At 66.0% G+C, this 15,490-nt stretch carries 15 protein-coding genes; 10 read left to right on the top strand and 5 right to left on the bottom strand.

Features of this window, described 5'->3' with window-relative positions; translation table 11 throughout:
* The first annotated feature begins 111 nt into the window (after window positions 1-111).
* Window positions 112-999, top strand: coding sequence for an NAD(P)-dependent oxidoreductase (locus NP552_RS11800; RefSeq protein ID WP_043862605.1), 888 nt, complete (start codon window positions 112-114; stop codon window positions 997-999).
* Here the strand turns inward: NP552_RS11800 and NP552_RS11795 are convergent.
* The gene (locus NP552_RS11795) at window positions 899-3,151 is read right to left on the bottom strand and encodes a putative bifunctional diguanylate cyclase/phosphodiesterase (RefSeq protein ID WP_100633621.1); all 2,253 of its coding nucleotides are present in this window, start codon (window positions 3,149-3,151) and stop codon (window positions 899-901) included. The genes NP552_RS11800 and NP552_RS11795 overlap by 101 nt on opposite strands.
* A gap of 215 nt (window positions 3,152-3,366) precedes the next feature.
* Window positions 3,367-6,213 carry an RNA polymerase-associated protein RapA gene (gene rapA / locus NP552_RS11790; RefSeq protein WP_054914722.1) on the bottom strand — a complete coding sequence of 949 codons (2,847 nt, stop codon included), beginning with the start codon at window positions 6,211-6,213 and terminating at the stop codon, window positions 3,367-3,369.
* Window positions 6,214-6,329: 116 nt separating this feature from the next.
* On the opposite strand from rapA, the gene NP552_RS11785 reads away from it, so the two are divergent.
* Window positions 6,330-7,028: a M949_RS01915 family surface polysaccharide biosynthesis protein gene (locus NP552_RS11785; RefSeq protein ID WP_058540983.1), complete on the top strand. Its 699-nt coding sequence runs from the start codon at window positions 6,330-6,332 to the stop codon at window positions 7,026-7,028.
* A 6-nt stretch (window positions 7,029-7,034) separates the two neighbouring features.
* On the opposite strand, the gene NP552_RS11780 is transcribed toward NP552_RS11785, so the two are convergent.
* Window positions 7,035-7,649, bottom strand: coding sequence for a hypothetical protein (locus NP552_RS11780; protein ID WP_210015169.1), 615 nt, complete (start codon window positions 7,647-7,649; stop codon window positions 7,035-7,037).
* Between the two features lie 152 nt (window positions 7,650-7,801).
* On the opposite strand from NP552_RS11780, the gene NP552_RS11775 reads away from it, so the two are divergent.
* The 7 genes from NP552_RS11775 to NP552_RS11745 all read left to right on the top strand — a co-directional run bounded on the left by NP552_RS11775 (window position 7,802) and on the right by NP552_RS11745 (window position 12,379).
* Window positions 7,802-8,131, top strand: a complete 330-nt coding sequence (locus NP552_RS11775) for a hypothetical protein (RefSeq protein WP_043862600.1) — start codon at window positions 7,802-7,804, stop codon at window positions 8,129-8,131.
* 70 nt (window positions 8,132-8,201) lie between these two features.
* Window positions 8,202-8,363 carry a hypothetical protein gene (locus tag NP552_RS11770; RefSeq protein WP_088513942.1) on the top strand — a complete coding sequence of 54 codons (162 nt, stop codon included), beginning with the start codon at window positions 8,202-8,204 and terminating at the stop codon, window positions 8,361-8,363.
* 133 nt (window positions 8,364-8,496) lie between these two features.
* Complete coding sequence (gene ccoM, locus NP552_RS11765; RefSeq protein ID WP_043862641.1) at window positions 8,497-8,613, top strand: cytochrome c oxidase subunit CcoM; 117 nt, start codon at window positions 8,497-8,499, stop codon at window positions 8,611-8,613.
* Window positions 8,614-8,856: 243 nt separating this feature from the next.
* The gene (locus tag NP552_RS11760) at window positions 8,857-10,845 is read left to right on the top strand and encodes an FUSC family protein (protein WP_043862599.1); all 1,989 of its coding nucleotides are present in this window, start codon (window positions 8,857-8,859) and stop codon (window positions 10,843-10,845) included.
* Window positions 10,832-11,038 carry a DUF1656 domain-containing protein gene (locus NP552_RS11755; RefSeq protein ID WP_043862598.1) on the top strand — a complete coding sequence of 69 codons (207 nt, stop codon included), beginning with the start codon at window positions 10,832-10,834 and terminating at the stop codon, window positions 11,036-11,038. Before NP552_RS11760 ends, NP552_RS11755 begins: the two co-directional genes overlap by 14 nt.
* A gap of 11 nt (window positions 11,039-11,049) precedes the next feature.
* Window positions 11,050-11,907: an efflux RND transporter periplasmic adaptor subunit gene (locus tag NP552_RS11750; protein WP_043862597.1), complete on the top strand. Its 858-nt coding sequence runs from the start codon at window positions 11,050-11,052 to the stop codon at window positions 11,905-11,907.
* Window positions 11,908-11,959: 52 nt separating this feature from the next.
* Entirely contained in the window at window positions 11,960-12,379 is a 420-nt protein-coding gene (locus NP552_RS11745; RefSeq protein WP_274096752.1) for a DMP19 family protein, read from the top strand.
* Between the two features lie 4 nt (window positions 12,380-12,383).
* On the opposite strand, the gene NP552_RS11740 is transcribed toward NP552_RS11745, so the two are convergent.
* Window positions 12,384-13,142 (bottom strand): SDR family NAD(P)-dependent oxidoreductase, encoded by a 759-nt coding sequence (locus NP552_RS11740; RefSeq protein ID WP_078480543.1) that lies wholly within the window; start codon window positions 13,140-13,142, stop codon window positions 12,384-12,386.
* Between the two features lie 115 nt (window positions 13,143-13,257).
* Here NP552_RS11740 and NP552_RS11735 point away from each other — a divergent pair, with 115 nt between their 5' ends.
* Window positions 13,258-14,175 carry a LysR family transcriptional regulator gene (locus NP552_RS11735; RefSeq protein WP_274096751.1) on the top strand — a complete coding sequence of 306 codons (918 nt, stop codon included), beginning with the start codon at window positions 13,258-13,260 and terminating at the stop codon, window positions 14,173-14,175.
* Here NP552_RS11735 and NP552_RS11730 read toward each other — a convergent pair.
* A complete protein-coding gene (locus NP552_RS11730) occupies window positions 14,114-15,328 on the bottom strand; it encodes a GAF domain-containing sensor histidine kinase (protein ID WP_229589994.1) in 1,215 nt (404 codons plus the stop codon). The genes NP552_RS11735 and NP552_RS11730 overlap by 62 nt on opposite strands.
* Window positions 15,329-15,490 lie beyond the last annotated feature (162 nt).

Here is a 15,490-nt window from a genome sequence, read left to right as displayed (position 1 = left end):
CTTTGGCGTGAGCGATAGGGTCCTGCCCTATAACCCTCTAAGGGTTTTCCTGTCACGTCTGAGAACTGAATCGTCCGCATCGCCAACTTCTTTAATTTGCCAGGAGCTGTCATGAGCATTGCACTACCTTCGCTGGGGTTCGCCGGTATCGGTCTGATGGGGTTGCCCATGTGTCGGCGCCTGCTGGCGGCCGGTTTTCCGTTGACCGTGTGGAACCGTTCATCGGACAAGTGCGCGCCACTGGTGGCCGCCGGGGCGAGCCAGGCGAACAGCCCGGCAGAGCTCTGCGCGGCGGCGGACGTGGTGATGCTGTGCCTGGCCGACACCCAGGTGGTGCACGAGGTGGTGTTCGGTGACGACGGTATCGCCGCAGGCGGCGCGGCCGGGCAGCTGCTGGTGGATTTTTCCAGCCTGGAGCCCGGCGCCACGCGGCAAATGGCCGCACAGCTGAGGCAGGCCTGCGGCATGCACTGGCTGGATGCACCGGTGTCGGGCGGCACCCCGGGCGCCGAGGCCGGCAGCCTGGCGATCATGGTCGGCGGCGAGGCGGCCGATCTTGAGCGGGTGCGCCCGGTGCTCCAGGTGCTGGGGCAGCGGGTCACGCACATGGGCGCGGTGGGGGCAGGGCAGGTGACCAAGGCCTGCAACCAGATGATCGTGGCCTGTAACGCACTGGTGATTGCCGAGGTGGTGGCCCTGGCCGAACAGTCAGGGGTGGATGCCAGCCTGATCGCCGAAGCCCTGGCGGGCGGTTTCGCCGATTCCAGGCCGCTGCAGATCCTGGCCCCGCAAATGGCCGAGCAGCGTTACGAGCCGGTTAAGTGGCACGTGCGCACCTTGCTCAAGGACCTGGATACGGCGGTCAAGTTTTCCCGCGAGCAGGGCTCGGCCACCCCGATCAGCGGCCTGGCGGCGCAGCTGATGCGCTTGCACGGCAGCCAGGGTTACCTGGAAAAGGATCCCGCAACCCTGGTCGAGCTGTTTCGCCGCAAGCCATAGGCAGGTCGCTGCACTGGTTGAGGCTGCCGAGCACCGCGTGCAGCTCGCCCATCGGTACCGGGCGGCTGAACAGGTAGCCCTGCAGAAAGTCGCAGCCCTGCTGGCGCAGGAACTGGTACTGCTCGACGGTTTCCACTCCCTCGGTCACCACCTTCAGGTGCAGGGTGTGGGCCATGATGATGATGGCCTGCACGATGTCCATGTCCTGCTCGGAGTGGGGGATGTCCTGGATGAACGAGCGGTCGATCTTCAGCGTGTCCAGCGGCAGGCGCTTGAGGTAGGCCAGCGATGAGTAGCCGGTGCCGAAGTCGTCGATCGAGAGTGAAACGCCCTTGGCCCGGATACGCTTGAGCAGGGCGATGGTGTTGTGGATGTTGCCCATCAGCGCGTTTTCGGTCACCTCCATTTCCAGGCGCCAGGCCGGCAGCCCCGCGCTGAACAGCGCATCTTCCACTTCGCTGACGAGTTCTTCGCGGCCCAGGGTCAGCGCCGAGCAGTTGACGGTGACCTTGAGTTGGTCGAAGCCATGGCGGCTCAACTGCGCCAGGTCCTGGCAGGCGCGGCGCAACACCCACAGGTCGAGCTCGCCGATCAGGCCGTTGGCTTCGGCAATGCCGATGAAGCGGTCGGGGCTGAGCAGGCCGTGCTGCGGGTGCTGCCAGCGGATCAGCGCTTCGAGCTTGGCCACCTGGCCGCTGGCCAGGTCGAAGATCGGCTGGTAGTGGATGCGCAGCCCGCGTTCTTCGAGCAGGGCCACGCGCAGCTCCTCCTCCAGTTGCAGCTCCAGGGTGGCGCGGGTTTTCAGGTTGCTGCTGAAGAAGTTCAGGTTGTTGCGCCCGCAGCCCTTGGACTGATACAGCGCCAGGTCCGCGTGCTTGAGCAGCTCGTCGCAGCTTTCGCCATCGTCGGGGAACACGCTGATGCCGATGCTGGTGGTCATCACCATGCGCCGGCCGCTCAGGTCGATCGGTTCCTTGACCTTGTGCATGATGCGCTGCGCCAGGTGGCGGGCCTCGTCGCGGTTGTGCAGGCCGATCAGAATGCAGAACTCGTCGCCGCCGAAGCGGGCCACCACGTCGTGGCTACGGGTGGCGCTCTTGATCTGCGCGGCGATCACCTGCAGCAGCTGATCCCCCGCGTCATGGCCCAGGCTGTCGTTGATGCGCTTGAAGTGATCGATGTCCAGGAACATCACCGCCAGCATCCCGCCGCTGGCCGCCTGTTCGGCCAGGCGCTCGGCGAACAGCTGGTTGAAACCGCGACGGTTGACCAGGTTGGTCAGTGCATCGTAGTGCGCCGCCTGTTGCAGCGAGACCCGTGCCTGGTCCAGCTGGCTGAGCAGCATGTTGACCCGGCGCAGGTCGTGCTCCTTGCTCTGCAGCTTCTTGTCCGACAGGGCGGCGCTGATGCAACTGGCGCTGATCAGCAGGGCGACGAAGGCGATGGCCAGGCTCAGGTGCAGGCTGTTGTCGGTGATCGGCAACTGCAGCGGCGCGTCCACGGGCAGTACCAGGGTCAAGGCCCACATGCCGGTGAAATGGGTAGCAATGATGCCGGTGGCCATCACCAGGCTGGCGACGTACCTGGGCCAGTTGCTGTGGGCCGGGCGGTAGCGGGTCAGCAGCAACGCCAGCAGGCTGACGCCGAAGGCGACCACCACCGAACTTGCCAGCAGGTCGGCGCGGTAGAACTGCGAGGCGTTGGAGCGCATGGCTGCCATGCCGGTGTAATGCATGGCGCCGATGCCCAGGCCGATGGCGATGGCCGCCAGCACATGCTGGTGCAGGCGCGGCTGGGGTGTGCCGAGCAGGTTCATCGCACTCCAGGCGGCGAGCAGCATCAGCAGCAGCGATACGGCCGTCAGGGCCAGGTCGTAGTGCACCTCGAGGGGGGCCTGGAAGGCGAGCATGCCGATGAAGTGCATGCCCCACACGCTGCAGGCCAGGCAGAAGGTGCCGAGCAGGCGCCATTGACGTTGGGCGGCGCTGTGCTCGGCATTGCCCACGCGTTCGATGATGTCGAGGGTGGCGAAACTGCCCGCGCAGGCGACCAGGTAGGCAAGTGCCACCAGGTAAGGGTTGTGCCGGCAATCGAGGAGCAATTGTCCGGTTGCGGGAAGTTCGGCGAGTACATGCAGCCCCTGCCACTCCATAGCATGCCTCTTGGTCCGGTGTGCACGCGGCCTCCAGCGGAGTGGAGACGGTTTTGGCTGAGTATAGGAAGAGAGCATTAACCCATCGGGATTAATGGCAGATTGACTTGTATGGATTGGAGATTGGGGCGATAGCGTTTGGTTCTAAAACCGAGTCGCGCCCTTCGCCGGCAAGGCCGGCTCCTGCATCGATCATGCAGGAGCCAGCCAGTGGGTCAGCCGGCGACCAGTACCCGAATTGCCTCAAGGCGCAGTGCGGCCTTCTCCAGCATGGCCAGGCCCTGCTCGCGTTGCGCACGCAAGGCCTGGATTTCGGTGTCGCGCACGGTCGGGTTGACCGCCTGCAACGCGGTCAGGCGCGCCAGTTCTTCATCGGTTTCGGCTGCCAGGCGGCGCTGCGCCTCGGCCACACGCTCGGCGTGGCGCGGCATGATCTTGGCCTCGCCGGCATTGATGCGCGGGGTCAGGACATCGCGCTGGGCCTGGATGAACTTGTTGGCGCTGGCCTTGGGCACGCTTTCGAGCTGGTCGTTGAGGGTCTCGAACGACACCCGCGCCGCCAGGTCGTTGCCGTTGGTGTCGAGCAGGCAGCGCAGCGCTGCCGGCGGCAGGTAGCGGCCCAGTTGCAGGGCGCGCGGGGCGACCACTTCGCTGACGTACAGCAGTTCGAGCAGCACGGTGCCCGGCTTGAGCGCCTTGTTCTTGATCAGCGCCACCGCGGTATTGCCCATCGAGCCGCTGAGCACCAGGTCCATGCCGCCCTGCACCATGGGGTGTTCCCAGGTGATGAACTGCATGTCCTCGCGCGACAGCGCCTGGTTGCGGTCGTAGGTGATGGTCACGCCTTCGTCGTCGCCCAGCGGGAAGCTGGCGTCGAGCATCTTCTCGCTCGGCTTGAGGATCAGGGCGTTTTCCGAGTGGTCCTCGCTGTCGATACCGAAGGCGTCGAACAGGGTTTCCATGTAGATCGGCAGCGCGAACTGGTCGTCCTGCTCGAGGATCGCCTCCACCAGCGCCTGGCCTTCGCCGGCACCACCGGAGTTGAGCTCCAGCAGGCGGTCGCGGCCGCTGTGCAGCTCCGACTCCAGGCGCTGGCGCTCGGCGCAGGCTTCGTTGACCAGCGCTTCCCACTCGCCGTCGTCGCCGCTTTCCAGCAGCGGCAGCAGGCGCGGGCCGAACTGGTGCTGCAGGGCGTTGCCGGTAGGGCAGGTATTGAGGAAGGCATTGAGTGCCTGGTGGTACCACTGGAACAGGCGCTCCTGCGGGCTGTTCTGCAGGTGCGGTACATGCAGCTCGATGGTGTGCTTCTGGCCGATACGGTCCAGGCGGCCGATGCGCTGTTCCAGCAGGTCGGGGTGGGCCGGCAGGTCGAACAGCACCAGGTGGTGGGCGAACTGGAAGTTGCGGCCTTCGCTGCCGATTTCCGAGCAGATCAGCACCTGCGCGCCGAACTCTTCGTCGGCAAAGTAGGCGGCGGCGCGGTCGCGCTCCAGGATGCTCATGCCCTCATGGAACACCGTGGCCGGAATGCCCGAGCGCACGCGCAGGGCGTCTTCCAGGTCCATCGCGGTTTCGGCGTGGGCGCAGATCACCAGCACCTTGACCCGCTTGAGCATCTTGAGGGTGTCGATCAGCCATTCGACCCGTGGGTCGAAGCGCCACCAGCGGCTCTCTTCGTCGCTGTCGCCCTGGGCCTGGAAGCTGACTTCCGGGTACAGGTCGGCATGCTCGCCCACCGGCAGTTCCATGTACTCGTCGGGGCACGGCAGCGGGTAGGCGTGCAGTTGGCGCTGCGGGAAGCCCTGCACCGCGGCGCGGGTGTTGCGAAACAGCACGCGGCCGGTGCCGTGGCGATCCAGCAGCTCGCGGATCAGGCGTGCGCTGGCCTGGGTGTCGCCATCGTTGACTGCGGCCAGCAGCGCCTCGCCTTCGGCACCCAGGAAGCCCTGGATGGTGGCGTGGGCCTTGGGCGACAGGCGGCCTTCATCGAGCAGCTCCTGCACCGCCTCGGCCACCGGGCGATAATTGTCGCTCTCGGCGCGGAACGCGGCCAGGTCATGGAAACGGTTGGGGTCGAGCAGGCGCAGGCGTGCGAAGTGGCTGTCCTGGCCCAGTTGCTCGGGGGTGGCGGTCAGCAGCAGTACGCCGGGGATGACCTCGGCCAGTTGCTCGACCAGCGCGTACTCCGGGCTGACCTGGTCTTCGTGCCACACCAGGTGGTGCGCCTCGTCGACCACCAGCAGGTCCCAGCCGGCGGCGAACAGCGCGTCCTGGGCCTTTTCATCCTCGGTCAGCCACTCCAGCGCCACCAGCGCCAGTTGCGCATCCTCGAACGGGTTGCTGGCATCGCTTTCGATGAAGCGCTCGGCGTCGAACAGAGCCACCTGCAGGTTGAAGCGGCGGCGCATTTCCACCAGCCACTGGTGCTGCAGGTTCTCCGGCACCAGGATCAGCACGCGGCTGGCGCGACCCGTGAGCAGCTGGCGATGGATCACCAGGCCGGCTTCGATGGTCTTGCCCAGGCCCACTTCGTCGGCCAGCAGTACGCGCGGGGCGATACGGTCGGCCACTTCGCGGGCAATGTGCAACTGGTGGGCGATCGGCTGGGCACGGGTGCCGCCCAGGCCCCACAGCGACGACTGCAACTGGCGGCTGGTGTGTTCCAGGGTGTTGTAGCGCAGCGAGAACCACGCCAGCGGGTCGATCTGCCCGGCGAACAGGCGGTCGCTGGCCAGGCGGAACTGGATGAAGTTCGACAGCTGGGTTTCAGGCAGGGTGCAGGCCTGGTTCTGGGCATCGAGGCCGTGGTAGACCATCAGGCCGTCGATGACCTCGACTTCGCGCACGGTCAGCTTCCAGCCTTCGAAGTGAGTGATCTGGTCGCCCGGCGAGAAACGCACGCGGGTCAGGGGCGCATTGCGCAGGGAGTACTGGCGGGTGTCGCCAGTGGCCGGGTAGAGCACGGTCAACAAGCGGCCGTCCTGTGCCAGAACGGTCCCTAGACCCAGCTCGGCTTCGCTGTCGCTGATCCAGCGTTGCCCCGGTTGATACTGCTGCGCCATACTGCCTGACTCCCGCCATTCAAAAGGCGACTATCTTAACGGATAGGGCTGCACAGACCAAAGCGTCTGGCGATTTCATCGACGAAAGCCGTCTTTGCCACCACAGGCCTCGACCCATGCTCCGACACCCTCTGCTGTCCCTCCCGTTACGCCACTGCATCGTACTGGCCAGCCTGGCCTCGCTCGGCGCCTGCGACCAGCAGGGTTTCGAACTGCTGCCACCACTGGAGCCCCCGGCGCTGGCGGCGCTGGGCGTGCAGGTGCCGGTGCAGAACGTGCACTTTCGCGACCGCGACGGCGAGGCGGTGCTGGTGCTCAGCCGTCTGGACGACCAGGTCAGCGACGAGGAAACCCAGCAGGAGGTCGACCGGGTGGTGCTCACCGCCACCCTGTATGGCCGCAGCCACGACGCCCAAACCTACAAGGCGCGCTGGACCATCGAGAATGAAACCACCTGCCCGGGGCTGGACCTGGACGTGGGCTTCTATACCGACGTCAGCGGCGCCAGCGACCTGAACAACGATGGTGTGGCCGAACTGACCGTTGCCAGCCATTCCTTTTGCGGCGGCGGTGTCGACCCGCAGGACCTGCATGTGGAACTGCGCGAAGGGGCCGCCAGCTACGTGATCAACGGCCAGTCGTTGATCGCCCCGGAAGGCGAGGATGCCTTTGGTGGTGAACGCGAAGACGGCCCCACCCTCAAGGACGCACCGCCGGTGCTGCGCGAACACCTGGAGAAGGTCTGGAACAGCGTGCTCAAGCGCCCGTGGAGCGAAGCGGCGCCCGAACCGGACGATGACGACCCCGATCAGTAGGGCACGTCAGTAGGTGGCGACGGGGACTTCCACCGTATAGCGGTGCTGCGGGTTGCGTGTGTCAGTCAGGGTGTACCGGCTCATCGAGCCGTTGTCGTTGGCCATCGGCTGGGTATCGATGTCGACGGTGAACGTCTGGCCACCGGTGTGCAGCGTGCCCTGGGGTGTGATTCGCGCATCGGCCGGGACGAGCAGGCCCCCCAGGTGGCCGTAGCCATTTTCATCGAAGTGATAGTCGACCAGGGCGTCGCGTCGTTGCAGGGCGAACACCTCGGGCAGGTAGGGCCGGTGGTCGATGTTCCAGTCATTGCGCAGGTCGCTCACCCAGACGCCCGGCAGGTCGAAACGGTGGCGCAGCAGGCTGTCTTCAAGCGGCACGCTGACCACCTCCAGGCAACACACGGTCTGCTTGCGCTGCTCGTCCAGCACGGCCATGCGCGTGCCGCGGGCAACCACTGCCGGCAGCATGGCGAATGCCATGTTCTCTTCGACATACCCGGCATCGGCCGCCGTGGCGAGGTTGCGCCAGCCACCGAACAGCACCGGAGCCGGGTCGGCCATGGCCGCAAGGCCGGCCGTGGCCAGGCCGATACTCGCCAGGAGGCGATAGGGGATGCGCATCGTAGGCTCCTGCCTTAATAGGGCGAAAAACGGGAAGCGCAGCGTACTATACTCAGGCACACCCCTGGCTGTGACGGGTGCCACACTTTTGCCATCGGCGCTCAAGGCTGCCGTTTGGCAGCCGACACATTGGCGACAGGAGAACAACAACCATGCTGCCGCCCATCATTCCCCTCAGTGCCGCCCCGGTCACCACGCAACACGACCCGGTCAAGCAGCCGCCGACCATCGCCCCCGTGGTGCCGGCCCAGCCCAGCGCCACCGACAGCAATATCGATTTCAAGAAGCGCGACCCGCAGGAGTCGGGGGTACTGCTGCGTGACGAGCAGCGCCGCCGCCAGGGTAAACGCCGCAAGGCCCCGGACGAAGAGCTGTACCAGGCCCTGCCGGGCGACGAGGTCAACGCCGACAACACCGTGCCGGTGGCGCCGTTGATGGGCGAACAGCCGCGCCAGGGCCTGCTGGTGGACATCGAAGTCTGAGCGGGGCTGTTCAGTGCGGGCGCGAGCCCTCATCATGGCGACTTCCGCAGTCCGTTCCACGAGCCTGAACATGAGCCAAGACGACAACCTGATCGATTTCGGCGCCGAGCGCGCCCGTCGCGTGCACGACCTCAAGGAAAAGCGCCTGAACGAAGTGCGTCAGGCGTTCGAGCAGGCAATGCCCCTGGGCAAGGGCAAGAAAAAGCCCAAGGGCAAGCCGAAGAAGCGCTGATTCTTGATGCAGGTCAACCCTGCACCCGCCTCGCGCGTCCGTTGATGGGCGCCATTGACCTCGGTCAATTTCCTCTCCCGCCCCATTCGCTACTGTTACCCCATCAGACAGGTGCAGGCGAATGGAGGCCGATATGTTCTTCGATAATGTGGTTATCGCTGGCGTTGTGACAGTCGGCCTGATGCTGCTGTTTTTCGCAGGCCTGGGTATTTTCATCTGGAAGGACTCGAACAAGCGCAAGCAGGGCTGATCCTTTCCGATACACGAGCACGCAAGGCATTTAGGGCAACTTCGGTTGCCCATTTTTTTTGCCTGGAATTTGGGGTGGCAGTACCGGAGCCTGCCGGGATGGGCCCTGTAGGCACCGGCCTTGCCGGCGCGGGAAGGCAGAAAAATTCTGGACTATAAGTAGTTAGCTAGCTAATAATTCGCATCTGACCTTTCCCGCGTATCTGTGTCTATCTTTACTTCATCGCTTCCCAAGGTTCGATCCGTGCCCATCACTCTGCAGGCCCTGCTGGCGCCCAACCGACTCGCTGTGCAATTTGCCGTGAAAACCCTGCTTGGCGGCGGGTTGGCGCTGTGGCTGGCGTTGCGCTGGGGGCTGGAGCAACCGGCCTGGGCGTTGATGACGGCCTTCATCGTGGCCCAGCCGCTGTCAGGCATGGTGCTGCAGAAGGGCCTGGCACGGCTGTTCGGCACGCTGGTCGGCACGATCATGTCAGTGGTGTTCATGGGCCTGTTCGCCCAGACGCCGTGGCTGTTTCTGCTGGCGCTGGCCCTGTGGCTGGCGCTGTGCACGGCCTGCTCGACCCTGCTGCGCAGCGCCTGGGCGTATTCCTTCGTGCTGGCCGGCTACACCGTGGCGATCATCGCCTTGCCGGCCATCAATCACCCGCTGCTGGTGTTCGACCAGGCGGTGGCACGCTGCACCGAGATCAGCCTGGGTATCATCTGCGCCACCTTGGTCAGCGCCTTGCTCTGGCCGATGCGGGTCGAGCAGCAGCTCAGCGGGCAGGCTCGCCAGGCCTGGCAAAGCGGCCTGCAGGCGGCCAGTGCGACCCTGACCGGCGAGGAGCAGGGGCGCAAGGGCCTTCTGGAGATTCTGGGGCGCATCGTCGCGGTGGATGCCCAGCGCGAACACGCCTGGTTCGAAGGCAGCCTGGGTCGCCAGCGTGCCCGGGCGATTCGCGGGCTCAGCCAGAAGCTGCTGATCCTGTTGCGCATCGCCCGTTCTGTACGCCGTCAGTGGCGCCAGCTCGACGACGAACAGGCGCAGCACATGGCCCCGTGGTTGAGCGAGGTGCAGGCCGCCCTGGCCGAGCCCGATCAGGCCGCACTGCTGGTGCTGCGCCAGCGCGTGTGGGATGCCGCCCATGACGAGCACAACAGCCCCGCGCAGCATTACTGCCTGGCGCGTCTTACCTTGCTGCTGGACAACGCCATGGCGGCGACCCTGGCCCTGCGCGCGGTGGAGGAGGGCAAGGCACCGGCCGACCTGCCCGACAGCCTGGCGGTGCACCGCGACGTGCCGCTGGCACTGCTGTTCGGCTCGCGCAGTGCGCTGGCGTTCCTGGCCATGGCCAGCTTCTGGCTGGCCACCGCCTGGTCGGCGGCGCCCGGCGGCCTGGTGCTCACCTGCGTGGTGTGCAGCCTGTTCGCCAGTCGCGAGAACGGCGCGCAGATCGGCATGAGTTTTTTGCGCGGCATCCTGCTGGCGGTGCCCGTGGCGTTCTTCGTCGGGCAGATCCTGCTGCCGCAGTGGAGCGGTTTTGCCTTGCTGTGCATGGGCATGGGGGTGCCGCTGTTCCTGGGCGCGCTGGGCATGGCCAACCCGAAAATCGGCGCCACAGCCACTTCGTACTGCCTGCACTTCATCGTGCTGGTGGCACCGCTCAATACCATGACGTTCGATGTGGCCAACTTTCTCAACAGTGCCCAGGCCATGCTGCTGGGGGTGGGCGCAGCGGTGCTGGCGTTCAAGCTGCTGGTGTTGCGCAACCCCGCATGGCACGGCCGGCGCCTGCGCGCCGCCACCCAGAACGACCTGGTACGCCTGACCCGGCGCGACCTGCGCGGCGCCGAAACCTGGTTTGGCGGACGCATGGCCGACCGCTTGCTGCAGCTGGCGCGCCATTACACCGCGCTGCCCGAGCAGGAGCGCGGCCACTGGGACGATGGCCTGCACGGGCTGGACATCGGCGACGAACTGCTGCACCTGCGCATGTGCCTGGCGGTGGCCCAGGTGCCACCGGACGCGGCGCAGCGTGCGTATTTCCAGCAGCTGGAAAACGTGCTGGCACAGGGCCCGGGTGCCGGGCGCGGGCAGCGCCTGGATGCTGCCAGCGAAGCCTTCATCGCGGCGTTGCAGCAACGCCCCGACAGCGACCCGCTACGTCTTGCCGTGGGCGCGGTACTGCAACTTCGACACAGCTGGGCCAAATGGTGCCGGCGACAGGAGGAACTCCATGGGGTTGCGTGAGTGGGCAATGGGCGGGGTACTGCTCAGCCCGTTTCTGATCTATGCGGTGCTGGCGCTGCTGCTGACCTTCGCGGTGCGGCTGCTGCTGCGTCTGACCCCGCTGGGGCGCTGGGTGTGGCATGAAGCCCTGTTCGACACTGCACTGTTCGTTTGTATTCTGGCCCTGGTCACCCGCGTACTGGGGCCCCTGTAAGGAGTTTGACCATGCGTACCTATGTGCGTGTTGCCGTAACCCTGTGCCTGGTGGTGGTGGCGGTGTTCGCCGGCCTCGAACTGTGGCGCTACTACATGCTCACCCCCTGGACCCGCGACGCGAAGATCCGCGCCGACGTGGTGATCGTCGCCCCGGATGTGTCGGGCTGGGTGCGCGAGCTCAAGGTGCACGACAACCAGGAGGTCAAGGCGGGGGACTTGCTGATGTCCATCGACAAGGACCGCTTCGAGGCCGCGCTGGAAAAAGCCAATGCCGTGGCCGAGACCCGCCAGCAGCAACTGCGCCTGCGCGAACACGAGGCCTCGCGCCGCGCTGCACTGGGCCCGCAGGCGATCAGCGCCGAGTTGCGCGAAAATGCCCAGATCAACGCCGCCGTGGCCCGTGGCGAGCTGCGCCAGGCCCTGGCCGAGGTCAAGGTGGCCGCGCTCAACCTGGCGCGCAGCCAGGTCAAGGCACCGCGGGACGGGCACATCACCAACCTGCGCCTGGCCGAGGGCAATTATGTGAATGCCGGGCAGCCGGTGATGGCGCTGGTGGACGACTCGACCTTCTATGTGCAGGCCTATTTCGAAGAAACCAAGCTGCCGCGCATCAAGGTCGGTGCGCCGGTCAAGGTGTGGCTGATGAGCGCCGGCGAGCCGATGCAGGGCCATGTGCAGAGCATCAGCCGCGGCATCACCGATCGCAACGCCACCCCCGACAGCCAGTTGCTGGCCGAAGTGGAGCCGACCTTCAACTGGGTGCGCCTGGCCCAGCGCATTCCGGTACGCATCCGGCTCGACGAGGTGCCGGCGGGGGTCAACCTCAGTGCAGGCATGACCGCCAGCGTGCAGGTGCGCGAGGACTGAGGCGGCGCCTATAATCGCGCCCATCGATTCGGCACGTGGGCGAGGGAAGTACATGAGCATCACCAACAGCCCCACCTGGGCGCAACTCGAAGCACGCTGGGGTCACGGTTTCGACACCTTGCTGGCGCAGGAGCAGGAAGCCATCGCGCTGTGGTGGCTGGAGGCCGAAACCATGAACGGGCGGCTGGACCAGTATTTCTGGAACAGTGCCGGCGACCAGGCCCTGATCGCCTTGCGCGGCCTGCATGCCCTGCACATGCCGGTCACTGCCAAGGCGTTCGGTGATGCCCTGGCGCTGTTCGGCCCGCACTACCCCGAGCGTCGTGACGCGCGCATGGAAGTGCTCGAGGCGCTTGAGGCAGCGCACGGCGAGGACCTGTTCGAGGCCCAGTCGCGATTGATCCAGAACCTGCCCGAGGACTTCGTGCAGGCCGCGCTGGACCGCCTCACCGAGCTGTACAGGCACCTCTGAGGTTTCACAGGAACATCCCGCCCGACACCTCCACCCGCTGGCCGTTGATCCAGCTGCCACCGTCGCCGAGCAGCACAGCCACCGCCGCGCCGATATCATCCGGCAGGCCGACGCGGCCCAGGGCGGTGTTGCTGGCGATAAAGCCGTTCACCTGGTCATTGTCGCGTACCACACCGCCACCAAAGTCGGTCTCGATGGCACCGGGGGCCAGGATGTTCACGCGAATGCCACGCGCACCGAGCTCCTTGGCCTGGTAGCGGGTCAGCACCTCCATTGCCCCCTTCATCGCCGCGTAGGCGGCAAAGCCGGGCAGGGCGAAGCGGGTCAGCCCGGTGGAGATATTGACGATGCGGCCCTGGTCGGCAAGCAGCGGCAGCAGCCGCTGGGTGAGAAAGAACGGGCCCTTGAGCTGGATGTTGAGCAGGGTATCGAACTGCGCTTCGGTGGTTTCGCTGAAGCTTGCGTTGATGCCGATGCCGGCGTTGTTCACCAGAAAGTCGAACTGCCGACGGCCGAAGGTACGCTGCAAGGTGTCATCGAGGGTGGCGGCGAACGCCTCGAAGCTGGCGCTGTTGCTCACGTCCAGTTGCAACATGGTGGCGCGCACGCCTTTTTGCTCAAGCTCGGCCACCAGCGCGTGGGCCTCGTCGGCCTTGCTGTGGTAGGTGCCGATGATGTCGATGCCCTGGGCTGCCAGGTGCAACGCGGTGTTCCTGCCCAGGCCACGGCTGGCGCCGGTAATCAGTGCGATCTTGCGGGTCATGGTCGGTTCCTCGGGGTGGCTGAAGTCGAGCACAGTCTATTGGTCGCTCCGGTACTGATAAATCCGCTGGATTCGGAAATACTGTTCGGCAGGGTCGAACAATGGAGGGGGCTGGATGAACACGCTGGAGCTGTTGCGCACCTTTGTGCGGGTTGCCGAACTGTCGAGCTTCACCCTGGCCGGTGAGAGCCTGGGGCTGCCGCGTTCTACCGTCTCGGAACAGGTGCGCCTGCTTGAGAGGCACCTGGGCACGCGCCTGCTCAACCGCACCACGCGGCGTGTACAGGCCACCCAGGATGGCCTGCAACTGTACGAGCGTAGCAAAGACCTGCTGTCGCGAATGGACGAGCTCGAAGGGCTGTTTCGGCCAGACCCGGCCCAGTTGCACGGTCGCCTGCGCATCGACCTGCCGACGCTGATGGCACGGCGCATCATTCTGCCGGCCTTGCCGGCGTTCATGCAGCAGCACCCGGGGCTGGCGCTGGAGATCAGTTGCACCGATCGCCAGGTCGACCTGGTGCGCGAGGGCTTCGACTGCGTGCTGCGCATCGGTGCGCTCAGCGATCTTGCGCTGGTCGCCCGGCCCCTGGGCAGCCTGCGCATGGTCAACTGCGCCAGCCCTGCCTACCTGCAGCGCATGGGGGTGCCGACACGGCTGGAGGCCCTGCGCGACCACCAGTTGATCCACTACGTACAGAACCTGGGGGCGCGCTGCCCGGGGTTCGAGTACCGACAGGGCGCCACGACGCGGTATCAGCCCATGGGCGGCGCAGTCACGGTGAACAATACCGATGCCTACGAAAGCGCCTGCCTGGCCGGGTTGGGCATCATCCAGGCGCCCTTTGCCGGTGTGCGCGAGTACCTGGAGAGCGGGCAACTGGTCAGCGTGCTGGACCAGCAGGTGCCCGAGCCGATGCCGGTGTCATTGCTGTTCGCTCGGCAGGTGCACCTGCCGTTGCGGGTGGCGGCGTTCATGGGTTGGCTGGAGCAGGCTCTGGCGGGGCAACTCGATCCAGTGGCAGACGCAGGCTGAACAGCGTGCCGGCCTCGCGGCTGGACACCACTTCCATGCGCCCGCCATGGGCCAGGGCAATCTGGTTGGCGATGTACAGGCCCAGCCCCAGGCCGCTTTGCGGGGTGCCGTCGAGCGGGCGCGAAAACGGCTGGAACAGTTGCGCCATCACCGCCGGGGCAATCGGCGCGCCCTGGTTGTGCACGCCCAGGGTGAACACCTGCTGCTCGATACGCGCCGATACATCTACCGGGCTGTTGGCGTCGCCATGGTTCAGGGCGTTGGCCAGCAGGTTGGAGAGCAGCTGGGTGATCCGCTCGCGGTCGCAGCACATGCCGCTGAGGTCATCGATATGCAGGCGTATCACCCGCTGCGGGTAGACCCGTTGCAGCTCGGAGGCCACCTGACGCAAGGCGGTGTCCAGGTCGGGGCAGGGCTGGATGTTCACCATGATGCCGTTGCCCAGGCGCCCGCGGGCGAAGTCCAGCACATCGCGCACCAGTTCGGTGGCACGGCGCCCGGAGGCGAGGATGTGCTCGGCGATGGTTCGCGAGCGTGCATCGCCCAGGCGCTTGACCAGCAGCTCGGCGCCGGCGGTGATGGCGAACAGCGGGTTGCGCAGGTCGTGGCCGAGCACCGCGATGAACTGTTCGCGCAGCTCGGCGATGGCCAGCTCCTTCTTCAGCGCCGCCTCGGTCTGCTGGGCGGCTTCCTCGCTCTCGATCTGGATCGTCAACAGCCGCGCGAAGGACTCCATCATCGGCTGGATGGCACTGCCGGTGAGGGCGGCCGGGGCCGGATCGAGCGCGCAGATGGTGCCGAAAAAGCTGCCGTTGGTACGGAACACCGGCACCGAGATATAGCTTTCGAAGCGGTACAGGCGCGGGGTGGGGTGGTGGCAGTAGCGGGCGTCCTCGCTGGCCTTGTCGATCACGATGGTCTGGTGGCTGCCGCGAATCTCGTGGCATAGCGTGGTGGCCACGTCCAGCTCGCCGCCCACTCCCAGGCCAAAGCCCAGGTTGTCGAGCACGGCGCAGGCGGTCCAGTTGTTCTCGGTGACACGGGCCACGGCCGCAAAGCGCATGCCGGTGGTTTCGCAGATCACCTGGAGGATGGCCGGCACGGCGTTGATCCGCGCAATCGTGGCAAGGTCGGCGGTGATGGCAGTACTCATGGAACGTCCACGTGGCTGGCGGCAAGGTGAGGATGTCTGGCAGTTTAGCGAAAAAAAGGGTGTCAGGCGCAGGCGGGTTTTTAGTAACCTCTGCCTGTCGAGCTTCTCCGTCAGAGAGGGCCGCAGACGACCCGCCCCGCGTGCCAATTCCATTCACCCCGC

This window comes from Pseudomonas sp. 8209 (assembly GCF_028682105.1).
Classification (GTDB): domain Bacteria; phylum Pseudomonadota; class Gammaproteobacteria; order Pseudomonadales; family Pseudomonadaceae; genus Aquipseudomonas; species Aquipseudomonas palmensis.
Note: the sequence above shows the minus strand (reverse complement) of the source record. Positions and strands in the feature narration are given on the sequence as shown.